The sequence below is a fragment of the Arthrobacter sp. THG-b23 genome, from assembly GCF_059091265.1.
The window spans coordinates 303,175-328,558 of record NZ_JBNHGM010000002.1 but is presented as its reverse complement, the minus strand read 5'-3'; the positions used below and the strand labels follow the sequence as shown (position 1 = coordinate 328,558).

Genomic DNA, 25,384 nt, shown 5'->3' with positions numbered 1-25,384 from the left:
AAGCAAACTTCCGCAGTAGCACGGCCATCCGGAGCAGACCGATCGTCTTCGTAGCGCGGGCACCTGGGGTCGGGTACCTGAGCAGCGGTTCCGCAGCCGGGGGATCCAGATAAAGCCCAATCGCCCGTACCAGCGCAAAATAGATAGATCAAACCTGGATCCGCCTGGAAGTGGCCGTAGCCTGCTGGTACAGCGGATAGTCGAGCCGCATTGTATGGACCGCCCCACACCATTCAGGAGCCATCGTGAGCCAAGGTGACCGCTGCATCATTGTTATTGGCCGACCGGCTGGGCTGCGGGCAAAGTTAGCTTTCGGTAAATATTCTGACGATTGTTTGTGTGTGCTCGTTGAATCGTTTAGCCTTTAGTAAAGATCCTAGGAGGATGCATGAAGTTGCACGAGCGGCTTGATCGAGAGTTGAACAAACAGGGCAAGACCCAGGTTGCACTGGCAGAGGCCGTCGGCGTCTCCGCGGCAACGGTGTCGCAGTGGCGTGCTGGAACGAAGAAGCCGAGCGCCGCGAACCTTTTTAAGATCGCGAAGTACCTCGGGGTCCAGGCATCGTGGCTGACTTTCGGCGAGCTGGACGCGGTCAGCAGGCCTGTAGACCCAAAGCAGCGCGACGCCTACCGGCGCGATTGCCAGTGGTACTATCGCCCGGCGCCTCAGGACGAGGGGCGGGAGCTCGGGAATGCGGCGGGATTCGCTTTTCATGGCGGTCTCTCTACCTTGGCCCGCGAAACAAGCCAGAACATCCTCGACGAGGCCAAGGCTGGACAGCCCACAGTCGAGGCTCGTTACACCATAATCGAGCTGTCTGGAACGCGCCTCGAGTCCTTCCTGGAGACGATCCAGTTCGATGACCTGTTGCCGCACTTGGAGGCGGCGGCCGACAGCCGCCAGAAGGTCGCCAAGGTGATTCAGCGAGGGTTGGCATCGTTACGGGATAACCGCAGATTGATCCTGCTGCGCGTCGAGGACTACGGAGCCAAGGGCCTGGTCGGTCCGGAGTATGAAGACGGCAACTACATGGCGGTCGTCCGCAATATTCTGGACTCGTACAAGGGCGACAACGCTGGCGGCTCCTATGGTTTGGGGAAGTCTGTCATGTGGGCCTGCTCGCAGTTCGGGCTGGTGCTGATCAATAGCACCCTGTCGGTGGCGCAAGATGGCAACCGCGAAGGTCGGTTCATCGGACGGCTTGATCTTCCATGGCACCGCCTGCCCGTCGCTGACAGCGCCAGCCCCGAACCGTTTGCGGGTCCCGCGTGGTTCGGTCAGAGGGACGCCAAACGCGGGAAGGTCACAAAATCCTACTGGGGCAACGATGCCCTCGCTGCAGATACGTATTTGGCGCGGGACGGCGATGAGTCGGGCACGTCCTTCCTCATCGTCGGCGCATTTGATCCCGACGACAAGATCGAGGCTGTCGAGGACATGCACGACCAGCTTGTCAGGGCACTAGCAAAGAGTTTCTGGCCGGCGATGGTCGATCGCGACGGGGGCGACCCGGGAATGATGACCGCATTCGTGCGTTCTGAGCGCAACGGCGTCACGCTCAAGTCTGACCTCGTGGACCCGCACTCCTACTCTCCGGCGAAGGCTCGAATGCTGCAGGTGCACCGAGACGACCTGACGGTTGAGACACTGGAGAACCCTGGGGACGTTGTTCGTCGTCGGGTCGCGTTGAATATCCCTCGCCGACTTAGCGACGGCGCTCACGGCCCGCAGCAACACGAGGCCATCCTCCTTGTTACTGAGGCCGGGGATGACGAAACAGACACCAATCGGGTCGCATACATGCGTGGAAGCCACATGATCATCCGCGAGGAGCCTGTCGCCGGACTCCCGATGGGTAGCCGGACCTTTCACGCCGTCGTCCTAGCCGGCCTCGCCGCTGGTGACGACCCCGCGGACAAGGCGGCCGACCGTTTCCTTCGCGCCGCCGAGCCCCCTGAACACGACAACTGGGAGGTCACCCCGGATGTCTCAAGCTCTTACGCTCGCGGATATGGTAAGGCCCTTGGCGACTTTAAGACCGAAGTTCGCAAGGCGATCCGAGAGGTCGTCGGTCGCCCTACCCGCGACCTCTCCGATGGGCCAGACTCACTCAAAGAGCTGTTGCGCATCAGCCCCCCAACCGTTGACACGGCGAAACGTCCCAGAGTCAAGAGTGCCGTGGGCAAGCCGGACGCCGCTGGTCGCTGGTCCGTGAACGTCCGTGTTAGCTTGCCGGACCGCGCTTCTCCTTGGAGATTCAGCCCTGTCTTGCGCTTCGGCACGGAATCTGGCGCCCCAATTCCGGTGGTCTGGGAGGAGCTCGTCCCTGAGAGCAAGTGCTCTGTCTCGGGCGATGTCATTACAGCTGATCCGCGCGCTCGGGAGGTTCGTTTTAGCGGCACCACTAAGGCAGATACTCACCCCGTAGGCGCTACCCGCGCCACCGCGCTCGTCGACGTCCGAGTCTACAAGGGGAGCAACTCGTGATCGCTATCTACCCGTACGACACCCTGGTCGGAGACATCCGCATATCTGTAAGTAGAGTGGTCATCGACGGAAAACCTCTTTCAGCTAATTACGTCAACCCCGACATGCCTGAGATCGCCTTCCGAGACCTTGACGCCGACCACTGGGAGGAAGCGGTGATCGACGTCACTGTAACCGCGCCCGCCGGCGAGTTGTCCGGGAACCCTACATGGGAGGACCCTCAGGCTGTTGTCCAGATGCTCTGCTCGCACAGCAATACTCGTCGTATGGTCCCGGTTACCGAAGATCCATACTCCCCGGCCCGCTGGCACGGCACCGTCGTCCTTTCTCGGAACGAATGGTATGGACGCGCGACCATGCAGGCTGTCGTGGCTGCCACTGTGGAGGATGTGCCCCATCGCGTCATTGGATCCAGTGAAACGTGGGCGTTGTCCTTCGATGACCTGCCGCCGTCGCCCGTGCACGGCAGCATCGCGGTTCAGTGGGTGGACTTCGTCAACGACGGCGAGCTGGGTCTCAAGCCCTTCAAGGATGATCCGCACCACCTGCGCCTCGACCCCGAAGCGCCTGTGCTTTATCTCAACAGCGGTTTCGAAGGCTTAGAGGCCTTGCTTGGTGACCGCAAGCGTCGTCCACGAGCTGAGCAAGCCATGCATGACAGTACCCGAGCGAACATTGCTGGGGATGCGTGGCAGGCGATGTTCGTCGCTTCCTTGGACGCTGTGGAGATCGACCCGGAGACAGGTATGCCAGAGTGGCCCACACAGGAGTGGCGGGTCGTGGTGCTGAAGACGCTTTTCCCGCGCATCTACCCACACCTCGGACCGGACGACGCTCTGGTTGAAGCAGTTCAAGCCCGAGGTTCGGGGGAGGGCTCCAGCGAACTGCTGGAGCGTCTGCTTCCAGCTGCAGCTATGCAGGTAGGCACTGCGTCGCTCCTGCGCCGAGGCATCACATTGCTCGTGAAAGATGCTGAGAACAAGGAGATGTCATTGTGACTGGACTCGCAATACCGCTGGACGGGAGAAAGTTTCTCGGTGGCGTCGGCGCCACGATCCGGCTCACGCCGGCCTTTCGGCTTGGTACCACCGATCTCGATGCCACTGACCACTTGATTGAGGTGAAGGGCTTGCGCGAGCACCAGCTCGAACCTGTTCAGGTACTACTTGACGAGACAATGAGCCGTTTTTCCCAAGTGGATGCCGCTGCTTCCGACTCTTGGCTCGGGCCCCGCCTCCACGCGGCTCTTCGGCTTTCACGCAGGGAGGCGGGTAACAGGGATGTGTGGCGGTTCCTCGGTATTTGGTCCGCTGACTACGTCCGCTGGCGCTTCGGCCCACCCGCAGGCGAGGAGGACCCCGATAAGGCTGCCAAGGCCGAGCGTTTCGTGGGTCCCGATAGCAAAAACGCCTTGGCACGGCTCTGGTGGATGGCAGAGGTTTTCCGCGATGGTAAGAGCTACAGCACGGCCGCGCTTGCCCTTTCCAACCAGGACATCGTGAACAACCTGTTTCGCATGAGCATTTCGAATCACCGCCCCACAGCGCTCGCAGCGCTTGGCGCTCTTCCGTCGAGCGAGGACGGCATGTCGCTCCTTGATGGACGACGCGCCAACGCCTTGGCGAAAGCCACTAATGCTGCGGCCTCGACGCTGCTGCTCGACCTAATTGGCCCTGACGTCCCGCTCGACGTCAGCGCTCGTGCCCAGTGGGAGAACGTAAGGGCAGACTACGATCCCCTGATCTACTTCGACCAACTGCCGGAGGGCCCGGACGACGGAGAAACACCGCCGGAATCCATAGAAAAGATGAAGACGCTGCTGATCCAACTCCTTTCAGAGGCACCGATCCGAGGCGGAGAGCTCGCTGTGTAACTTCGCACTACAACTCTCCTGACCGCTTACCGTTGAGACCGACGATCGGGAGCACACGGCGTCATGTGAGCCACTCTGGGAGAGAGAAGCTCCCGGCCGCGACCGGGACTTCACGGGCAGTGTTCGCAGTGCCGCAGCCGGCCCCCTGACCTCGCCAGCCTGGGGGCCCGGCAATGCGCCCATGCTAACTCCCACCTGTTCGGAGCCCTCCGCCGGGGTATTTCCGGTGTAGGCGAGACCGAGGTGTACTCGCTTTGGGCGGTGCATGCCAAACGTGAATGGCACCGCCAGCTTAAGGCTCCGGTTGCGTTCTTTCCTACGTTCCCGAAGGACTGTCCCACTGGTAGAGCAATATCGGTTGCTATATCAGTTCGGGGTCGGGGATCAATGGCCGTGCATGGGTGTTCTTGCGGCAGAGTCTGCTCGGTACTGTTGTTCTCCGTGAAGTGGGGCCAGCGGCCGTGGTGCACTGCGCTGCCGGCTTGGGAGTTGCTTGCGTCTAGTGAAACCGGCGGGGCGGCTGCCTACATCAGCCATCACGCTGGCCGCCCCTTCTGACTCGTCGACGCGCGGCTTCGGCCGCAGATAGCTGTAGATAGACTCTGCGATTTTACGTCCAAGAGGGACTGGTACTGCGTTTCCGATTTGCTTGGCGATATCAGTCTTGGATCCGCACCACCGGAAATCATCAGGGAAGCCTTGCAGCTTCGCTGCCTCAAAGTGCGTAATTGGCCGGTTCTCGGTCGGGTGTAAGTAGCGCCCCTTCTCCGGCTTAAAAAATTCGGTTCTTATGGTAACTGAGGGGTGTCCGAGTCGCGCCCGGCCCATAACGTCTCCAGTCCCCGAGACGTGTTCGTCCCAGGACTGAGTCGACAGGTATTCAAGGGTGGCACTATGAGATGACTTACCGTCCCAAACATCAACTCGATACACGGCGTTTCTGCTTCGGCCACTGGGAGCGGCTTCAACGGCATACGACCGGATATAAAGCGTCCTGGAAGTTGGAGCACCACTGACTACTACCTTGTGCGCACCAAGTAAATTAAGATTTCCCAGATCGTCCCTAGGATTTCCAACCTTTTCGAGGATGATTTCCGGAGCCCCTTCGAAGCGACAGAGGTATCGCCCACGCAGATTCTTACGATTTCCATTTTCCGGAATCGCTCTGTAGCGGGCAAGCGATATCGACTCAGGGCGCCTAGTGAAGTGAAGCTCCGTTGTCACAAACGGTCCGGCAATGCTCGCCGCAATGCCTTTGACAGTAGTCACTCGACCACTTGGAAGCTCCGTTGTTTCGAGATTCATTAGGGCCGTCTCAGCGAACAGATCGTCAACAATTCGCCAGGGGGCACTGCCAGCAGAAGCGTCTCCTTTCCTATTGCCTGCGCCGGTCAGTCGAACACCCTTGGAGTGAGTCGGCTCGGGGTACTGCATGCGACCAACGGGTAATCCGGCATCAGTGCGAACGCCCATGACGATCGCTCGTCTGCGCGCCTGACTCGCGCCATAGTCGGCCGCATTAAGCAGGTATCGCTTGGCGCGTTCCTGTTCCGTGTCATCTTCTAGCGCTCCGGGTGCCGCGACAAGTTGGTAGTTAGTGAGGTCTCCGCTTCCCATTCGGTCTTGGAGGTCCTTGAACTCAACTGAGCGGATGAATCGGTCGACGTTCTCGATAACGAAAAGCTTGGGTTGGAGGTCTATGACAACACGCACAAACTCCTGCCAGAGTTTGTTGCGGTCCGCCCTCACCTTGTGCCGATTCAGCGCAGAGAATCCCTGACACGGAGGACCTCCGACGACGACGTCGACTTCGCCAGGTTGCCATTTAGGCTTCCAGCCAACAATGTCCCCACAATAGATTTCAGGGGGATCAAAATGACGGGCCCGCTCCGACTCGGCTCCGAAGTTCATTGCGTAGGAAGCCGCGGCGGCGGGCTCCCACTCGACCGCACCTATGGTACGGAAGACCGGGGTGCTCGTTCCGTATGGTCGGAACTGGTGAAAGCCTTCTGAAAGTCCCCCACAACCCGAGAAAAGGTCGAGGACTGTGATCGGTTCCTCGACTGCGTTCTCCTCTGCCATTGATCTAGTCTAACGTTCAGGCAGCACCGCTAGCAGCCGGCCTGATCTCGCAGCCGCTCCAGACAGCAGTTCCCGGTGGTTCACCGACCGAGTTCAGAACGTTCCCGCCGACCGGATTTCGTCCAGCACACCGTCCAGCAGTCCCGGTACATCGCTTCCGCCAAGCACGAGCTGTCGGTCGAGCAGCCGGTTTCCAGTCTCACACGACGTCTCACTGAGGAGAGAACAACCGTGGCAGGCCGACAGGTTTAGGCTCGATGCACCTTGTCGATCGCTCTCGATGCATACAGGATCGTTGGAACAGACATCCGCGTCGTCGAGCGCTTCTAAGAGTAACGGCATCAATTTGTCTGGATCGCCGAGTCTTACGAGACCCCCAAGTGTGCCTTGAGCATCACCAGCTGCTGTATAGATCAGGATGCCAGCAGTGCGGTCCCGTCGGTCGGTTTGCGCATAAATTCGCTCTTGGAGAGACGCCGAGGAATACCCACTCGCGTAGGCGAGACGGCGAATCAGGAGGTGCGCGATGGTGTGTAGAGCGATATAGCGTGGCTCCGGGACATCGAGGCGATGTGCCCATGGCGTCTCCCTGCGCCTGTCCAAGAGGATGCCCGCACGCGCTTGCACTTCTGGCTGGCTCTCCCACTCTGTGAGGAACTGCTCGTCGAATTGAAGAAATAAGCCCTCCCCGTACATCTCGATTGCGGGGAAAACGGGCTTTCGCTTGCCATCAATGGAAAGGTCTGCGCTTATCATTTCCGCGTCGGCGGAGTAGCGGCGAAACCCTTTAAGTGCACGGACCTCCCGCACCCTCCTGACTTGTCCGACGGCCGTCAGACGAGCGGTCAGTGCTGAGAACACGCCAGAATGGGTGCTAGCTGTCCAACCGTCCACGACGAAGTCGCCTTCGCTTCGGTCTCGTCCGGGTGTCTCCAGCTTCTTCAGGAAGGCTGCCCATTCGCCATCCTTTAAGTCGAGCAGGATGTCGTCAGCGGGTTCGTCACCTTCGGCTGCGACGCGCAGAACCTCTTCGGCGCTGATGCCGAGCTCGTCGGCGATCCATCCAGCGACGATCTCCGCCTGCGGGCCGCCGTTGTCGGCGACGATCTTCTCAAAGAACATGTGATTGCGGATGGCGTCACTCGCTTCCACCGAGCGAGGCCGCTCTTCTGGGATGTCGAGTGCTGAGATCCGTTCGGCGATGTAATTGCCGGTCGCTCCCCGCTGCACCGCAAAGAGCGTGTGATCGCAGGCATCGCCCGGCATCGGGTCCTGCCAGGGCTGGGTGCCTTGGCAGCGGATCCCGTCGCGGATGAGTGCGTCCCGGGTGACCAAGTCAGACAGGGGCCGTGACCGCTTACACCCACCGCACTCGACGCGCAGCGACTTCAGGCCTTCGCCGTGCTTTGCGGAACGGACGAACCGAAGCTCCTTGTAAGAGCGGCAGAAGCGTACGGATTCGGTGACGCCAGCATCGTGGCCGCGATGGGCCCACATGAACCAAGGGATGTCCTGGATATGGCTGCCCTTCTCGCAGACGGCGACGTAACGCATCGGTACGAGCGAGCCTTCGCAGGAACACTTGTTCGTCCACTTTCCCTTTTTTTTACCTGTCTGCTGCGACAGGCGAGAGCACCGTTCGCAGAACCTCCAGGCTGGGAACCGCCAGTACAGCAGGCCGACCGTATTCTTTCCTGCACGATCGGAGTGAGCCGGGGCCTCGCGCAGGAGGCTCGGTCCGAGTCGCTCCACGAGACGTTCGCAGTGAATCTCGGGAGCGAAGCGCTTGTCCCACCACGAGGTGTCGGGAGCGATGAGGGATTCCCCACGGACGTCAACAATTGCGCCGACGCCGAAGGGCGAAACTGTTTCCGACAACCGTAAGTCATGCTTGATGCGTTCCACTGGTTCCTTCCTCGAAAGGCTCGCGCACGTCCACGGCCACGTTGGGTTCAACCGACCGCATAGAGTCGGCGACAAGCCACCCCTCGCCCGATTCCCCGAAGCGCTTAAACAGTGCAGCGTCGGCCTGGTTTTGGTGTTCGTATAGCAGCCGAGAGCCAGACTCTCGGGCATACTTGGCCCGTCGGTCCCACTCGTTGAGTAGCGTCCAGACCCTCTCGTGAGTGTCGTCCGATTCGAGCTCGTCGGCACGCCGCACGAGGCCGACGAATCTGTCGACGAGTCCGTCAACTGTATCCCTCTGTACCGCATCGTCCAGGTCGAGCCGAGCAGCGGCGTCGTTCTCAGCGAGTTCGGGTATCAGATGGCGTACGAGGGCGGCCAGGGCACCAGCCAGCGAGCGAGCGCGTGATGCCAGGGACCAGGGGGTCACGCTTGTTGGTTCGACGTTGCGGTAAAGCACTTCGTGGTATCCACGGAAAGTCTCGAAGTGCGAGCGGTCCCTCGCGCGGTTGGACCGGAACAACGTCGTGACGACACCTTGGACCTTGCCTCGTCCGACGCGGCTAGTGGCTTGGATGTATTCGGAGGTCGTCTTGGGTTGCCCGACCATCAGCATCAGAGCTAGACGAGGGATATCGATTCCCACCGAGAGCATGTTCGACGACAGCACGACGTCTATCGCCTGATCGGAGTCGTCCGCGCTTCGCTTGAGCTCACGCAAATCATTTGGGAGCTCCTCGGGCCCGCGCCGGCTGGTGAGTTCGAGGACCCTTTCGGCTCTGACAATGCGGAGGGCGTGCTTGAGCCGCTCAGCTCGGGGCTCAAGACGCCCGTTTACGTCGTCGACGACGAGGGTGCCAGTGCGGCCAAGCTCGCGCAAGCTGTTGTGGTACATCACTGCGGTCCAGTATGCATCGCGGCTGGCACCCGAACTGCCGGACCTATCGAGCATGGCGGGAATCTCGATCAGCGGCGAGGCTGCTGAGACAGTCGCCGACATTTGAGACAGCGCTTGCGGCATTAGTCCGAGGTATAGGCGCCCCTCGCCGCTGCTGACAGGTCTGGAGAAGAAAGTTCTGTCGTCATCTAAACCTGACGGGGGGTACAAAGCCACGGGCCGCCCGTAAAGCCCCTGAACCTGCTCGTCGGAGGATCTAATCGTCGCGGTGGACGCAACGATCTTTGGCATGGACCCGCCAACGGAGAGCAGCAGCTGAATTACGGCGTCGAAGACCGCAACCGTAGTTCCTAGAGGCCCCGACAGCAGGTGTAGCTCGTCCTGGATGATCATCGAAGGCTGTCGGAACGCGGTATTCAGGCCGAGCAACCTCCCCGCTTTAGGGAGGAACTGCAGGCGTGCGAACTTGTCAACGGTCGCCAACAGGATGGTCGGCGGATTCTCGTACAGCGCCTCGTCCACAACCGCGACGGGAAGCTCGTCGCTGAACTCACATGAGCTGTTCGTGCAGTGGATTACAACGTCGCGGCCGACAAGCTTAAAGCCGTACTCGGTCAACCTCGAAGAATGCAACTCGGGCAAAAGCGCGGTTGCACACCAAGGGCAGCTCTCTATCTGGAACTGGTTCGCCTCCTCTGGACGAGCTGCCTTAAATAACCTTTCCAGAGCCGCTTTGGCGTCACGCCGCGATCCTGGGGTGACCTCATTACCCACCCACAGGCCGATCGAGAAAGCCGCCATCCCATTGACTCGCGGATCACCGAGCCGATCCGGTCGACGGAGGATCTCCATCGCGCAGACGAGTGAGGCCGCACGCTGGAACTGCTGGGAGGTCAGCAGGCGCAGCGTGTACCGGGTCAAAACCGCGGTGCCGCTACCTGCGGGTCCGTCGGCAATTCTACGACGGAAGATCTCGATGGCGGCGAGCCCAAGATAAGCCTCTGTCTTGCCACCACCGGTCGGGAACCAGATCAAGTCGACGAGCTCGCGCTCGGCGTGGGTCTCGTCGACGGTCGAGGCAAGAGAGACCAGCAAAAACCCGAGCTGAAACGGTCGCCAACGAGGTTCTGACGGCACATCATGCCGATTAGTGGCCGCCTGCCGCATTTGCAAGCGCATGGCGGCCATCGCGAGGGCGAACGCGGTGCGGAGATCGGACCGATCGTCTTGCCGCAAAAGAGCGATAGTCTCACGCATGCGGCGAAGTGCCACCTCGGAGCGATCGACGATCCGTCGAGCGACCGAGGCGTCGGCGCCGAACGAGTTGACCCGGACTTCTTCCGAGGCAACCCACGAGGCAAAGGCGTCGACGAAGGCGTCCAAAGACGCGAGGACCTCGACCGGCGAAGAGTCAAGACGGGAAAGATGGTCGAGACACAGGGCCTGCGCCTCAGCCGTCAACTCATCGAACGCTGTGGTCTCGATAGCCGGGACCACGAATGAAGGCACGGGGTCGAGCCACACCCGAGTGCAGCGGCTCTCGGACAGCTCCCAATCGGCTGACATGCCGTGGCCAACGGCGTAAACCTTTCGGTTCCGGTACCGAAGTCTAAGTTCGGCCGACTCATCGTCGAGGTCCAACGTCCTGGTCGTGTCGTACTCCAGGATCGATCCGCCCCCCTCCGGCTTGACCGCCAGCGAGATCTGGTAGAGCATGTTCGCCGCGTCGAGGCGGTCGTCTTTTGTCGAGGTGGCCAGGACGCGGACGTGCACGGTCACTAGGAACCCATCGCCGAATGCCCTCCACCGAGAGCCCATCTGAATCGGTACGTCCCCTGCTGCGTATTCATGGTGCGGCTGTTCGCGAGAGAGCTCCAGGTTCTCGAAGCGGAAGGGTACGCGCCGCCAGCGCGGCGGGCCGTCTCCACCCACTGCGACATATGTCGCGCCAGTGAGATCACACCGGATCGCCGGCCGATTAGTGACGAAGGAGATGGCAGCGGATGACGGCCGCCAATCCTCCGCGATCGGAACGCCTGCACCTGCCTCTTCTACTTCTCCGGAGGAAGCGACAGCCCCGTCGATGTCGACCTCGTCGATATCCAGGGCAGCAGTGCCCTCATCTGCGACTGGCACGGCGATCTCCTGTGGGAAGAGCATGCCGACGGCATATTGCCTGTTCGGGAGGTTCTCGATGACCTCATCATCGCCTCCATCTGGCCCCACGTATGCAGATCGAAGGTGCTGTAGCACGAGTTGTTGTGCAGGGGTGAGGGTCATCTTGCTGCCATCCGCTGTCGTACAAGCTGTTGGAGTCGTCTTCGGTCCGCTTTAGACACAAGGACGTGGAGCGAAACCCTTGCCCGCGTGACCGCCACGTAGAACGCCGCAATTCCGGCATCATCGAGCGAATCGGGCAAACCGCACACGACAACGTGCTCGGCTTCGAGGCCCTTAGCGAACCTAGGAGTGGTTATCGTGATTCCATCGTCACCCTTCATGGGTGCCTCGTCCGATGTCGGGTCGATGACCCAGATCTCGCTCCTGCGGACGCCGTCACTTACGAGCTTTGCAGCGACGGCCGCACCATCTGCGACGGTGGCCTGATTCTCGCTTGTGTGCCACTGAACTCTTTCGCCGTGCACGATACCTGGATCACCGACATCAGCGCCGAGGTACTCTTGGACCACGTGCACGATCGCCCTGGTGTTCCGCACGTTGAGATCGAGGTCGACGGCAATGGCTTCGTCTGCGACGAGCGCAGCAACGTCCTCGTCGTAGTCACCATCGACATGCGCTTGGTTGTTGGGGTCAAGGAACATGCGCCAACGCCCGTTGGCTCGACCTCCGACTATCACAGCATCTATTTGGTCCATAGCCTCGGCGGACATCATGTCTTGCGCCTCGTCGATCAGCACCACGTCGTAGCGCCCCGCGACGCCAAGGTTCTCAAACGGAATCACGTCCACGGGAAGGCTGTCCAGATGAGGTGCGAAGTACCGTGCAAGCGCGGGAGATCGGAACGTGACCAGCACGGAACGTCCTTGGTCTGCCTCTTGTTTGGCGGCCTCAACCAGGACCATGGATTTACCCGTGCCGGCGCCACCGTAGACGACCATGCGCTGATTCCTTGCGAGCGCACCAAGAACACGAGACTGCCCAGCGGTTGCACGGTTCTGCTCTTCGATGACCGCGCCCCGCTGTGCGTCGACGACCGGCATTCGAGTGAACTCGCCGAACAAACGCGTGCGTAAATCGTCCAAGCGTGCAAGCTTCTGTCCCGTTGGCGCCTGGCGCGTCCCCGCCACAACCGCCTCGAGCGCTGCAGTGAGGCCAGCAGAGGTCATTTGGTCTCGAGCGAGCCAATGCGTGGGTAGCCAGCCGACCGCGTCCGGCGGCGAATCGATGTCTGGGGTCATTACGACGGCCTCGTGAGCGAACCATCCGATACCCTGCTCCTTGAGGATATCTCTGAGGGCGAAGGCAGCAGATTGTGCCTGCTCGATTGGAGAGGTCGCAAGCTTGTGCCAGTCCCCGCGGCGGTCGACCGTGTACCAAACACCGTCATGCTTTCGGACGCCGCCGCCCTTGACCTCGATCACGATGACTGTCCCACGCCACAAGATCACGAAGTCTGCCTCGGCCTGCTGCTTGTACCGGTGCGAGCGCAGGTTCACAGAGTAGAAGGCCACGGCGCTAGGGTCTGCGTCGACATCACGTAGCAGGCGGGCAAAGGATCGCTCGCCAGCGCTCACGGACAGCTTTTCGATGTCTGCCAGGGCTGGAACCAAAATCATCCCCGCTGCTCCTTCCAGAGCTCTTCGTAGTCGTGATACCCGAGGAAGTCGTTCATTGCTCCCCAGTTATCGGCCACGTCGACAATCAGGCATTCCTCCTTGCCGCCGTTCTCCTTGCCGCGCAGCCCTCGACCCGCCATCTGGATGTAGGCGCCAGGGCTGAAGGTGGGACGCGCGATGTACAGGGCGCGGACGCCCGGTGCGTCAAAACCCTGAACCAGCAGGTCGCAGTTAGCCAGCACCTTAATCTCGCCGTCCTGGAATTCCTTGATAATGCTCCGGCGTTCCTGATGGCCGGTCTGGCCACTCACCGAGGCCGCTTTTACGCCGCGATAACGCAACGACGCAGCGAGTACCTGTGCGGAAAGGACGCTTGGCGTAAACACGAGTATGGGCCACTCCGGATCCTGCTGCAGGATGTGCTCCACCAAGATCCGCATGCGCTGCTCGTTGCGGCCGATTCGCTCGTAGACGTTGCGGTCGATGAGGCGGCTCGACTGGAGTGTGCTGCGTTCCGTATTGCTGAGATCAACTTCAACGCCTGAGGGGAGCACCTCATGCCGGACGCTTGCGAGGACGCCAAGCTTGACGAGCTGCCGGTACGCGTCGGACTCGAAAGCGGTGAGCCGTTTCGTGCCGAACCTCGCTACCAACTCCTTGGTACCGCTTTGGTCACCCGCCCGCCCTTTGAACGGGGTCGCAGATAAGCCCACCAGTGGACGTTCCCAGCTGCGTCCGTCTACTCCCAGCCATCTCAAGATCGTCGTGTAGCGTGTCGAGCCGCCAGCACGGTGGGCCTCGTCGATAAAGACGGCAGTTGGCTGGCTAAGCCACTCGTACTCGGGACGACCCATTATGGCCTCAATCTTGGCGTCGGTGGCGACGACGACGGAGAGGTCGGTGTCAGGCTCGTGGACAGTATTACTGTCCCAAAGCCGACCGATAGTCAAAGGGCGCTCGTCGCCTAGGTGCCGCCAGACCGACTGGAAGGTCTGCACTGCCTGCTCGCACAGCTCTGCGGACTGGGCTATCCACAAAATCGTGCCGGACAGTACCTCGTCGACGAACAACTTGAGCGCCGTCTCCGTCGCCACACGGGTCTTGCCTGCACCGGTCGGCAACTCGACCATGCCCTTCTGCGCCGGCCCTTCCGCCGACGGCTGGGTCAGAACGGTCCGCAGGTCCTCGCTGATTTTTTTCTGGTAGCTGTGAAACTTGTTAAGGTGGACAGCACCCGCAACAACGAACTCTTCGGGGCGGGGCTGGTTTCGTTGGCCTGCGAACTCCGGGCCGAAACCCATCTTGCGCACCCAAGAGATAGCTGCCGAAGTTCCGGCCCACGCCGACGGGACGTCGGAAAACCCTTCCTCCCGAAAGCGGTCAGCAAGGATCCGCAGCGAGTCGGAGCCGTAGACAGTCAGGAACAGTTCGGCGACGGACGTGTTGTCGTCAACGAGTCCCTGGACCTCCAAGGCAGTCCAAAGACCAGTCGGCAGCGCGTCCCGCAGATCGTCGGGTCCTATGTACAAATCCAGACGATCAGCGTCGGATGCGATTGCATGCGCCTGTTGGCGAAGGAGCTCCAGCCTATGGTTCAAACCGGCCTTAAGCACTGCGGAGAGGCGTGAGTTGTCGAGACGTAGGCCGAATGCCTCGTTCACGAAATTTAGGATCCGTCGCTCGTCGGCATCGTTCCTAACTACTAACTCAGAGCCATCTAGATGCCAGTCCAACGGTTGATCCTCGACACCGTCCTCTGTCGTAACGCGCTTGGCAATCAGGAGGGCACGGGAGACCTTGGAAGAGCCCAACCGTACTCCGAACTCATTGCGCAGCCCTGTGTAAATATCCAGGATCCTCTGAGCGTCCTGCTGCCCCTCGAGGACCATGGAGAACGAAAAGCTGTCTTCGAACCGACGACACCCGACGACCTCGACAATCTCGTCAACCTGTTCCATTGCAACGCGCAGATACGGGCGCTGGCGGGTGCGGAGGAAGTCTTCCTGCTCGTCGCTTGTGGCGAGATAAACGGTAGAAGGCGCATGCGCCTCAATCGTCTGATTTACTCGAGCCGGGACAGAGGCAGGCTTGGTGCCCGCGAGACCGATCCTGCTTGCTGTGAGCACGAACTCAACGAGGGTTCCGTCGTCCACCCGCGGGAAAAGCTGTCCTTCAAGCATTTCGCGCAGGACATGAGGGGGGACGGCATCGAGCTCGTCAGGCAGGTCCAGTACGTTCAACGCCTGATGCGGCCCCTTGTAGAGCGGCAACAGGCCAGCGAACCGCACCATCGAGGGCGCAATGACATCTCTGGGCGGACGGTAACCGCGAGTAGTGTTTAACAGGCCCGCCTGCTCGATTGCCCAACGAGCCGGTGATTTAACCGCATACGTGCGTCCAGTCTCTGCGTCCTCGAAGACCCATTCCCCTTCGGCGAACGAAAGAAGGGACGTCGTCCAGTTCTCGCGAACCTGAGGTGACGCACCTGCATCACGGAGCATGAAAAGCACCGAGAACGGTCCCGGGCCTTCACCGGGACTCAACTCGATCGACCTTATCGGCCGCTCACCCGGCCCTAGCGCGGCGTTGAGCTCGGTGAGCGTAGCCTCCACGAACGCCTCGTACGCCAGCTCGTCTTCCAGCGCAAAGTCCTTCACCGGCTGCTGTACCACACCAAGCGTGTGCGCGACGTCAGGTACGCAGCGCCGACGGTCCAGAAGCCTCGATGCGGCTTCCTCAGGTAGAGCAACGTCAAGGTCAATAACCTGCTGCGGCCATGCCCAGCCTCCGTCACGGGTCGGCACCTTAATCGACGCCCTTGAGGAGCCCATCACCCTCGCAGCGGCCGTGGACGCGACCGACAGTACCGCGTCCCATAGCTTGGTGAGGTCTTCACCGTTTGGGTTCACAGGAAGCGTCGCTAACCGGGCGTTAAGGATCGCCTCAGGGTTGAGGTCGCGGAACCCCTGCAGCCGCAAGAGCTTCTCTACGCCTTCCTCGGCTAGGAAGGCTGGGTCGATGAAAGCCGCACTCTCGACCTCAAGGTCTTCCTCACCGTGGAGGAACACAATGTCCTTATCCACGAGTGCTCGCATGCCTGCCGACGTGGGGATTACCCTAGCGGTCGCAATGTCGTCAAGAGCAAGGTTCTTGGTGACTGTACGAAACGCGTTGGCGGCCGAAGTGGGATCTTCGCCCTCGGCCCACTCTCGAAGCCACGTGAGAAGGCCTCTCTTCGGCATTTGCTCCAATGCGAGCTTGATGTCCCGTGCGCTCGGATCGAGGTCGGAGCTCGTTGCGGTCAGGAGGAGATCCCGGAGGCGAGTTGCGCGGGTGGCATTCGCGTAGCAGCGCCAGTGCGGTACGTCATCGCCAGTGTTAGGGGACGCAATCCATCCCTGATGCACGAGTGCCTCGAAGCGGACTGATGGATCGAGTGGCCGCAGTGCAGCGCCGTTGGAGAGCACGCCCTTTGCATTCGGGATGAATGCCCCCGCTCCCGCCAGCCCCAGGACGTGTGTTCCTAAATTTTCGTCACCAAACCCATGGCTTTCCTGCCCACGGCCGCGCGCTGGCATATAGTCCAGATGTGCTGCCGGGTCGGCCTCGGTCTGGATGCGCGGCAAAAGACCTACGAAGATCTCGGCGAGCGTTCGGAGGATCTCACGGTTGTACTCGTTTCTGAGCAAAGTCGTCCGGTCATCGTTCACGCTCCATGGCGCATTGAACAGAGCCGATGCTGACGTCGTGTCCTGTAGCTGGAAGTACGACCAGAACTGGCCAATCTTCAGCCGATTCTGCTGAGCTGGTAACGCAACCGTCACCTTAACTTCCGTCCGCGACACCGCCTCTCCGACGAGTTTTCTTGACTCCGCGGACGGGGCGTGCATCTGGCTTTCGACGATCCATTCAATACCTTCACCATCAGGGCCTTCGATCCGCAAGACTCCATCACCCAAGTCTCGAGAGATGTGGCTCGTCTCGAAGGGATCGGGACCAACCACGCGAAGCTTGACTTCGCGAACAGCGCCTACGAAGAGGAGGAACTCCGAGCTGAAGTTCTCAATCTCGTCGCGAAGATGCTCGAGGTTGGACGCCCCTGGGAGCTTCACGATCGTTGTCGCCCACACCGCCAGCTCGGCAAGGGTTGGATCTTCTTCGATCTCTTTTGCCGCATCCAAGAGAGTTGCAGTACGCAAGACAGGAAAACGCTGCGGTGCCGCTACATCTGCGAGCGCCTGACGGGCGTGGGATGAGTTGAACTCAAACGCGATGGAGCGGCTAAGCACTTGCGGCGAGTCAGTCACTGCAAGAACCGATTTGAACCCGAGTCCGAAACGCCCGATCTCATCGCCACGCTTCCCGCTGAGGTGCGCGTGTGTGATGGCGATCAGCCCGGACTTCGAGAAAGGACGTCCCGAGTTTGCGCAGTAGAGAGTCCGCGAAGCGGAGTCGAGCACGATCTCGACTCTTCCGATATCGTTCAGTCCGGCGTCATCTGCGCCAGCCATTGCGTCGGCTGCATTCTGAACCAGTTCGAGAAGTGTGCGATTTGCATACCCACCCGTTCGGATGGACTCCTCGTGGTTAGCATGCTCAGCAATCAATGTCGGTTTCGCTCTATAAGCGGCTATCGCGCTGGCGAACTGCTCGTTTATCTCCCGCGCCAACGTTTCGTCGGCTTGCCAGCCGGTAGTCACTTCTGCCACCTGATTCCCCCAATTTTGGCGCTGCTCCTGGGTGAATCCTGTAGCAGTGCAGCTTGTGATAGCAATCGATTTGATGCGCCCAGATTTCCCTATAACGTTTCAGTGTCGTGACATTTAGGGATCCGCGAGGCCGTTCTCCATTGTAGATAGCTTCCCATTCCTCGGCAAACACCTTGCTTCCGCCGAACTCCCGGATTTCCGGATAGTTGTTCGGAAACACTCCTCCGAGAGGCGCCAGCGAACCCCCACCTGTGTACGAAGGAGTTCTAGACTATGCGGTTCTTCCAAATAACATGGGGGGTTGCGGGTCGCCAAGGGGTATAAAAGTACGTCTTGCAGACAACGGTAGTGAGATGCAAAGCATGCTGTCTTTACTTGGACCTTCTGTCTAGTCAACCTTGATTTGGTTTGAGGAGTCTGAAAAAGAGTTCTTCCTCTTAGTCCAAAACAGCTGCAACTGAACCGAGAAACGCTGGTCTACAGAGTATTTTTACTAGCACGCTGCGTTTTGGTCGATGAGTCGGCGGTTTGATTCGGCAGGTGCTGTCAGGGACCTAGAGGGCTCGGGGGCTTCGGTGGTGTGTTAGCCTCCCCAAGTGATGGGCTGGCCTCCCCAAGTAGGAGAGTGGGGCGGTGTTGCTGGCACTCCAAGAGTCTGGGGTGCATATCTGGAGCCACTCTCGGCTTACGAGGACATGCATATCCTCACGAAGCCCGGATGACGTGGATAAGTGTATTCCAGCAGCGATCCGTCTAGGGATTAGGAAATCCTCCGCGCATAATCTTCCTTGACGACTTCGAGGTGGAGCCAGGAGTCGGTGCGGCTCACGCCGGGGAGGCTGCGGATTTCTTCGAGCTGGGCGAGGAGATCGCGGGGGGACTGGGCGGCGAGAGTGGCGATGGCGTCGAAGCGGCCGACGGTCTGGGCGACGAACTCCACGTGCGATGAGTTGCGCAGGAGTTCGAGGACGGCGTCGTTGTCGCCGGAGAGGTTCAGGCCCACGCCCATGGAGAGCTGCCGGCCGCCTGCGCCGCGGGACTCCACCGCGCTGATCCGGATGATCCGGGCATCGAGCAGCCGCTGCACCCGGGAGCGGACGGCGGTGGGGGTAAGCCCCACGGCGGCGGCCAAGTCGCGGTAGCTGGTCCGGCCGTCCTGCTGCAGGATCTCGATGAGCTGGGTGTCCACGCCGTCGATGGTGACCTCGCCGGCGTACTGCGAAATGAAGAGGCCCTTGACCACGCGGGTGTAGACCAGCGTGTCGATGTAGGCGACATTCGGGTGCCCGCGCAGTTGGGTGAGCACGGCGTGCAGTTCGTCGTGGGTGGCGACGCGGATCTCGGCGATCAGGTCATGGGTGCCGCCGACCGCGGAGACCAACACGGCCTCCGACCACTCCGCCAGCCGCTGGGCAATATGCCGCACCGGCCCGGACGCCACCACCGAGACGTGGGAGATCACGTGCTGGCCCAAGAACGCCGGATCCACCGCCGCCACTACCCGGACCGTGTGGCTGTCCAACAGCTCCCGCAGCCGGGCCGAAACCGTGGCGCGCGGCAGGCCGAGCTCGCGCGCCAGCTCCTGGTAGCTCGCCCGGCCCTCCTTCTGAAGTGCACGGACGAGTTTTGTGTCGATCATTTCGATGTGGTCCGCCAAAGTTTCCTTAACCTCCCAAGTGAGCACCGCCGTCGTCAATTATCCAGTGATTCAGCGCACACGCAAGCGCTTCCGCAAAAAACATGCGCGGCAACCCGAGCAGAAGTGAATTCAGGGGTCCGTAACGCAACATTTGTGCTCTTGTTGGATTGTGATTTAGGCCCTACAGTCGCAGAGATCACAACGGCACTCATGCCCACACCTTAAGGTGGAAGACCATGTCTCATACATCAGCAGCCCGGCCGCAGTTCAGCCACGCCCGGGCCCGCCGCGCCGGATTCGCGGCCTTCGTCGGCACCGCCATTGAGTGGTACGACTTCTACATCTACGCCACGGCCGCGGCCCTGGTGTTCGGCCCGCTCTTCTTCCCGGAAGCGGACCGGATGACCGGCATCGCCGCCGCCTTCGCCACCTACGCGGTCGGGTTCTTCATGCGCCCGCTGGGCGGCATCATCTTCGGCCACATCGGCGACAAGTTCGGCCGGCGCCCCTCGCTGGTGATCACGCTGCTGATCATGGGTTTGTCCACCGTGTTTGTGGGCCTGCTGCCCACCCACGAGAACATCGGCTCCTGGGCCGCAGTCCTGCTGGTGGTGCTGCGCGCCCTGCAGGGCCTGGCCGTGGGCGGCGAGTGGGGCGGGGCCGTGTTGATGGCGGTGGAGCACGCGCCGGAGAAGCACAAGACCTTCTACGGCGGCTTCGCACAGCTGGGCAACCCGGCCGGCGCGCTGGGCGCCACCCTGATTTTTGCTTACCTGTCCGGGATCAGCGACACGTTCCTGGTGGACGGCGGCTGGCGCATCCCGTTCCTGCTCTCCGTGGTGCTGATCGGCGTGGGCTTCTGGGTCCGCTACCGGGTGGAGGAATCCCCGGTGTTCGAGGAGAAGGTCGAAGGCAAGGTCCAGACCCTGCCGCTGAAGCACGCGCTGGTCACCAACTGGAAGCCGATCCTGATCGGCATCGGCCTGCTGCCCATCTCCACCGGCGGCTACTACCTGGCCACCACCTTCGCCACCGCGTACGGCACCGACCCGTCGGTGGGCTTGAGCGAAACCATGATCCTCAACGCGCTGTCCGTGGCCGCCCTGGTCGAGCTCATCTGCACCCTGGGCGTCGCCTGGCTGGGTGACCGGTGGGGCCGCAAGCGGGTCATGTTCGTGGGCCTGGTGGGCTCGATCGTGCTCATCGTCCCGCAGTTCCTGCTGATGTCCACCGGTCCGGAATGGCTGATCTTCCTGGCGTTCGCCGCGATGCGCCTGGTCATGACCGCCACCTACGCGCCGACCGCGACCATCCTGTCCCAGCTGTTCCGGGCGCAGGCCCGCTACACCAGCATCTCGCTGGCCTACGGGATGGCCAACGCCATCTGGGCGGCCCTCTCACCGCTGACCGCGACCTTCCTGTACAGCAGCACCGGCAGCATCTGGCCCGTCCTGATCATGTTCGGCGCCATGGGCGTGCTGAGCATCATCTGCCTGGCGATCGCTCCCCAGCACCGCGACGAGGACGACGACGCCGACTTGGCCGACGATGCCGAACGCACGAACAACAGCAACACCAATTTGGAGGCCTTCGGGTGAGGAAACTCAAGACTTTCGACGCCCCCGCGACCAGCTTCATCCCACAGCTGATCACGGCCGCGACCATCCACACCATGGATGAGGAGCGCCCGACGGCGGAGGCCATGCTCGTGCACGACGGCTACCTGCTCGCCGTGGGCACCGAGGCACAGTGCCGCGCCGCCGCCGTCAACCTCGGCCTGCCGGACCCGAAGGAACACAACGCCGGCGGGGCCACCATCGTGCCGGGCTTCATCGACGCGCACGCGCACCCGCTGATGTACGGGCAGCTGAAGACCTGGGTGGACTGCGGGCCGGAACGCGCCGGCAGCATCCCCGAGATCGTCGCGCTGCTGAAGGAACGGGCAGCCGAGACCCCCAACGGCCTGCCCGTGCGCGGCTTCGGCTACGAGCACACCAACCTGGTGGAGGGCCGCCACCCCACCCGGCAGGAGCTCGACGAGGTCGCCACCGACCGAGAGGTGTACCTGATGAACGCCTCCGGCCACGGCGGCGTGGTGAACTCCTACACCTTTGAACTGCACGGCGTCACCAAGGACACCCCCAACCCCGCCGGCGGCGAATTCTTCCACGACGCCTCCGGTGAGCTGACCGGCGAGCTCTCGGACGCGGCCTGCAATATTCTCACCGGGCTCGAGGGCGTGAAGATTGGCCACCACGGCCCGAACTTCCACCTGGCCGACGCGCCCGAGGAGCACCTGCGCCAGCTGCAGATCGCCCAGGAGAACTTCCTGGCCGGCGGCGTCACCACCATCGGCGACGCCCAGGTGTCCCGCCGCGAGTTCGACATGTACCTGCGCATGGCCGAGGAAAACCAGCTCAAGGTCCGGGTCAGCATGTACCTGCTCTCGCACCTGCTGGACGAGGCCGCCGAGATGGGCCTGCACGGCCAGTTCGGCAACGCGCGGCTCAGCTTCGCCGGCTTCAAGTTCTACGCCGACGGCACCCTGGGCGGCTGGACCGCGTACTTCCCGGACGGCTACGTGGGGGACCCCTGCCGGACCGGGCAGCTCTACCACGACCCGGCCGACTACGCCGCGCTGATCTCCAAGGCGCACCGGCTGGGCCTGCAGACCGCCACCCACGCCCAGTCCCCGACGGCGCTGGAGATGGTCATCTCCGCCATCGAGGCCGCGCAGGCCGAACGCGCTGACACCGATGCCCGGCACCGGATCGAACACTGCGGGCTGCCCACGCTGGAGCAGATCGACCGGATGGCCGCCGCCGGCATCCACCCGGTCAACCAGCCGCAGCACTACTACAACTGGGGCGAGGGCGTGAAGGAAGCCGTCGGCACCCCGGGCGAGCGCTTTAACCCGCTGGGCGAATTCGCGGCGGCCGGCGTGCGGGTGACCATCAGCTCCGACGCCCCCGTTGCGGAGCCGAAGCCGCTGGAAGCCATCCAGGCCGCCACCAACCGGATCACCCGCTCCGGCGTCAAGCTCGGGTCGGACTCGCTGCTCATCACCGCGCGCCAGGCGCTGGCGGCCCACACGATCAACGCGGCCTACACCCTGGGGCGCGAGGACGACCTCGGCTCGCTGACGGCGGGCAAGCGGGCCGACTTCGTGGTCTTGGCCGGCGACCCGCTGGCCGTGGACGCCGCCGAGATCTCGGACATCCCGGTTTTGGAAACCTGGGTGGACGGCATCCAGCGCTTCACGGCCGACCGGCCGGTACTCCGCACGGAAGAGGTCCAGCATGTCTGAGCACACCCCGGCGGCCACCCCCACCGTCACGCTGCCCGAGGGAGTCGTCGCCGATAACACCGGCCTGGCCGTCATGACGGTCCTGCGGAACTACGGCATCGACACCATCTTCGGCATCCCCGGGACGCACAACCTGGAGTTCTACCGCCACCTGGCACCGCTGGGCATCCGCCCGGTGACCACCCGGCACGAACAGGGCGCCGGCTACGCGGCCGACGGCTGGGCACAGCAGACAGGCCTGCCCGGCGTCGTCATCACGACGTCGGGGCCCGGCCTGCTCAATGCGCTCTCCGCCGCGGGCACCGCCTATTGCGAGTCCCGGCCGCTGATCATCCTCTCCCCGGGCGTGCCCGAGGGCGAAGAGTTCGCGGACATCGGCTCGCTGCACGAGACGAAGGACGCCACGGCCGCCGTCGGCGCGATCGTCGAGTGGTCGCGCCGTGTCACCTCCGCCACCGAGGCGGTCCAGGGCATCCACGACGCCTTCGAGCTCTTCCGCTACGGGCGCCCGCGGCCGGTGCACATCGAGGTACCGCTCAACGTGCTCGAGGGACCGAGCGACGCTCCGGCGGAGCTGCTGCAGGCTGCGCCACAGCGTGAGCCGGCCGGCGCGTCCGAGCAGGCCATCCGGCAGGCCGCCCAGTTGCTGGCCGAGTCGCGCCGGCCGGTGCTGCTGGCCGGCGGCGGCTCGCTGCGGGCCGGCGAGCACCTGCTGCAGCTGGCCGAAGCGCTGGACACCCCCGTGGTCACCACGCTCAACGGCAAGGGCGCCATCCCCGAATCGCATCCGCTCTCGCTGGGCTCGGACATCCGGCTGCCCGCCGCGCAGCAGCTCTGCGAGGAGGCCGACGTCCTGCTGGTCATCGGCTCCAAGGTCGGCGAGGCCGAACTGTGGTTCAACCAGCTGCAGCCGAGCGGCACGGTGATCCGCGTGGACATCCTGCCCGGCCAGATGGCCAAGAACATCGCGGCCGACGTTCCGCTGGTCGGTGACAGCGCCGCCGTCGTGCCCCAACTGCTCGCGGCACTCAACAACGACGGCGGTGTCCCGCCGCGGGCGGTAAGCGGCGCCGACCGCGCGGCCCGGCTGCGTCCGGGGATGCGCGACGCCGCCCGGGCGCTGTCCCCGGAGTTCGCCGCGCTGGCCGAACAGGTGGCGGCCGCCGTGCCGGAGTCGACCATCATCGGCGGCGACTCCTCCCAGGCCACCTACCTGGGCACGGCGAGCTTCGTGCCGCAAGACCGGCCGCATTCGCTGCTCTACACCCCGGCCTACGCCACGCTCGGGTACGGGCTGCCGGCCTCGATCGGCGCCCGCATCGGCGCGCCGGACCGGCCGGTGGTCTGCGTGGTGGGCGACGGCGCGCTGATGTTCGCGGTGCAGGAACTCGTCACCGCCGTCGAACAGCGCCTGGACCTGGTGGTGGTGTGCGCCGACAACGGCGGCTACGGCGAGATCCGGCAGAACGAGCTGGACCGCGGCATCGAGCCCGTGGGCGTGGAGCTCGTGCAGCCCGACTGGGCCGCCCTGGCCACCGCCTTCGGCGGCACCGGCCGGCGGATCCACGCCGCCGCCGAACTGGCCCCGGCCATCCGCCAGGCGCTGGCCGACGGCGGAGTCCAGCTGATCCACGTCCCCGCGCAGCTGTTCGCGCAGGATGGCCAGGCATGACGGGAAACCCGCGGGTCATTATTACCGACGCCGAGGACCTCGACTACTCCGTTGCCCTGGAGTTGCTGGCCGAGGCCGGCATCGAGGCGAGCTACCTCAACACCCGGGACCGCGGCGTCATTCTCGACGCCGCGGCGGGGTGCGAGGGGATCATCCTCGGCTACGCCAGCCTGGACGCCGAGATGATCGCCGCCATGCCGAACCTGAAGGCCGTGGCAACCATGTCCGCGGGCTTCGACATGGTCGACCTGGAGGCGGCGGCCGCCCGGAACATCACGGTCTGCAACGTGCCCTCGGTGGCCACCCGCGACGTGGCCACGCACGCCTTCGCGGGCATGCTCTCGCTCATCCGCGAGCTCCCGCGCTCCCAGGCGGCCACCCGGCGCGGGGACTGGACGGGGGAGGGGATCCCGGTGCCCCCGCGGATCAGCGAGCTGACCCTGGGGCTGGTCGGGTTCGGGCGCATAGCCCAATACCTGGCCGGCCTGGCGGCCCCGGTCTTCGGGTCCGTCATCGCCTACGACCCCTTCGTCCCCAACGAGGCGTGGCCGGCCGCCGTGCGCCGGGGCGAGCTCGCCGAGGTCCTGGCGGCGTCGAACGTGGTCAGCCTGCATACTCCGCTGACCGAGGAAACCCGGAACCTGCTCGACGCCGAGAATCTCGCCGTCCTGCCGGCGGGCAGCTATGTGGTGAACGTGTCGCGCGGCGCCCTCGTCGACGAACAGGCGCTCTGCGCCGCCCTGGACTCCGGCCACATCGCCGGGGCCATGCTGGACGTGCTCTCGGAGGAACCGGCCCCGGCCGACCATCCGCTGGTGGTCCACCCGTCGGCGATCGTCACGCCCCACGCCGCGTACCGCAGCAACGCCTCGCTGCGCGAATACGTGGCGCTGCCGGCCCGGAACATCATCGCCTGCCTGCAGGGCCGGCAGCCGGAGACCCCGATCGCCGCGGCATCCCCGTCCCTCGCCCCGGCGGCCGGGTAACCCGAGGCTCGCACCTACGCAACGGCGC

Annotated in this window: 13 protein-coding genes; 7 read left to right on the top strand and 6 right to left on the bottom strand. The window is 62.9% G+C overall.

Translation table 11 applies throughout. From position 1 onward, the window contains the following. Nucleotides 1-388: 388 nt before the first annotated feature. Genes AC5RVD_RS05205 through AC5RVD_RS05195 form a run of 3 tightly spaced genes read left to right on the top strand, consistent with a single transcriptional unit; the run spans nucleotide 389 to nucleotide 4,361 of the window. Nucleotides 389-2,488 carry a helix-turn-helix domain-containing protein gene (locus AC5RVD_RS05205; protein ID WP_494126247.1) on the top strand — a complete coding sequence of 700 codons (2,100 nt, stop codon included), beginning with the start codon at nucleotides 389-391 and terminating at the stop codon, nucleotides 2,486-2,488. Then, complete coding sequence (locus AC5RVD_RS05200; RefSeq protein ID WP_494126246.1) at nucleotides 2,485-3,486, top strand: hypothetical protein; 1,002 nt, start codon at nucleotides 2,485-2,487, stop codon at nucleotides 3,484-3,486. Before AC5RVD_RS05205 ends, AC5RVD_RS05200 begins: the two co-directional genes overlap by 4 nt. Next, nucleotides 3,483-4,361: a DUF6339 family protein gene (locus tag AC5RVD_RS05195; protein WP_494126245.1), complete on the top strand. Its 879-nt coding sequence runs from the start codon at nucleotides 3,483-3,485 to the stop codon at nucleotides 4,359-4,361. The genes AC5RVD_RS05200 and AC5RVD_RS05195 overlap by 4 nt, the downstream gene beginning before the upstream one ends. Nucleotides 4,362-4,745: 384 nt before the next feature. Here AC5RVD_RS05195 and AC5RVD_RS05190 read toward each other — a convergent pair whose 3' ends face one another. The 6 genes from AC5RVD_RS05190 to AC5RVD_RS05165 form a co-directional block, all read right to left on the bottom strand. After that, nucleotides 4,746-6,443 (bottom strand): DNA cytosine methyltransferase, encoded by a 1,698-nt coding sequence (locus AC5RVD_RS05190; RefSeq protein ID WP_494126244.1) that lies wholly within the window; start codon nucleotides 6,441-6,443, stop codon nucleotides 4,746-4,748. Between the two features lie 93 nt (nucleotides 6,444-6,536). Beyond that, complete coding sequence (gene drmB, locus AC5RVD_RS05185) at nucleotides 6,537-8,348, bottom strand: DrmB family protein (protein WP_494126243.1); 1,812 nt, start codon at nucleotides 8,346-8,348, stop codon at nucleotides 6,537-6,539. Further along, nucleotides 8,329-11,526, bottom strand: a complete 3,198-nt coding sequence (locus tag AC5RVD_RS05180; protein WP_494126242.1) for a helicase-related protein — start codon at nucleotides 11,524-11,526, stop codon at nucleotides 8,329-8,331. Before AC5RVD_RS05180 ends, drmB begins: the two co-directional genes overlap by 20 nt. Next, complete coding sequence (locus AC5RVD_RS05175) at nucleotides 11,523-13,043, bottom strand: nuclease-related domain-containing DEAD/DEAH box helicase (RefSeq protein WP_494126241.1); 1,521 nt, start codon at nucleotides 13,041-13,043, stop codon at nucleotides 11,523-11,525. Before AC5RVD_RS05175 ends, AC5RVD_RS05180 begins: the two co-directional genes overlap by 4 nt. After that, nucleotides 13,040-17,752, bottom strand: coding sequence for a DEAD/DEAH box helicase (locus tag AC5RVD_RS05170; protein WP_494126240.1), 4,713 nt, complete (start codon nucleotides 17,750-17,752; stop codon nucleotides 13,040-13,042). The genes AC5RVD_RS05175 and AC5RVD_RS05170 overlap by 4 nt, the downstream gene beginning before the upstream one ends. A 760-nt stretch (nucleotides 17,753-18,512) precedes the next feature. Then, the gene (locus AC5RVD_RS05165) at nucleotides 18,513-19,409 is read right to left on the bottom strand and encodes an Lrp/AsnC family transcriptional regulator (protein WP_494126239.1); all 897 of its coding nucleotides are present in this window, start codon (nucleotides 19,407-19,409) and stop codon (nucleotides 18,513-18,515) included. Between the two features lie 218 nt (nucleotides 19,410-19,627). On the opposite strand from AC5RVD_RS05165, the gene AC5RVD_RS05160 reads away from it, so the two are divergent. The 4 genes from AC5RVD_RS05160 to AC5RVD_RS05145 are packed head-to-tail and all read left to right on the top strand — an operon-like array spanning nucleotide 19,628 to nucleotide 25,356. After that, a complete protein-coding gene (locus tag AC5RVD_RS05160) occupies nucleotides 19,628-20,989 on the top strand; it encodes an MFS transporter (RefSeq protein WP_494126238.1) in 1,362 nt (453 codons plus the stop codon). Further along, complete coding sequence (locus AC5RVD_RS05155) at nucleotides 20,986-22,698, top strand: amidohydrolase (protein ID WP_494126237.1); 1,713 nt, start codon at nucleotides 20,986-20,988, stop codon at nucleotides 22,696-22,698. Before AC5RVD_RS05160 ends, AC5RVD_RS05155 begins: the two co-directional genes overlap by 4 nt. Continuing rightward, on the top strand, nucleotides 22,691-24,370 hold the full coding sequence (locus AC5RVD_RS05150) for a thiamine pyrophosphate-binding protein (RefSeq protein ID WP_494126236.1): 1,680 nt from the start codon (nucleotides 22,691-22,693) through the stop codon (nucleotides 24,368-24,370). The genes AC5RVD_RS05155 and AC5RVD_RS05150 overlap by 8 nt, the downstream gene beginning before the upstream one ends. Next, nucleotides 24,367-25,356: a C-terminal binding protein gene (locus AC5RVD_RS05145; RefSeq protein WP_494126235.1), complete on the top strand. Its 990-nt coding sequence runs from the start codon at nucleotides 24,367-24,369 to the stop codon at nucleotides 25,354-25,356. Before AC5RVD_RS05150 ends, AC5RVD_RS05145 begins: the two co-directional genes overlap by 4 nt. Nucleotides 25,357-25,384 lie beyond the last annotated feature (28 nt).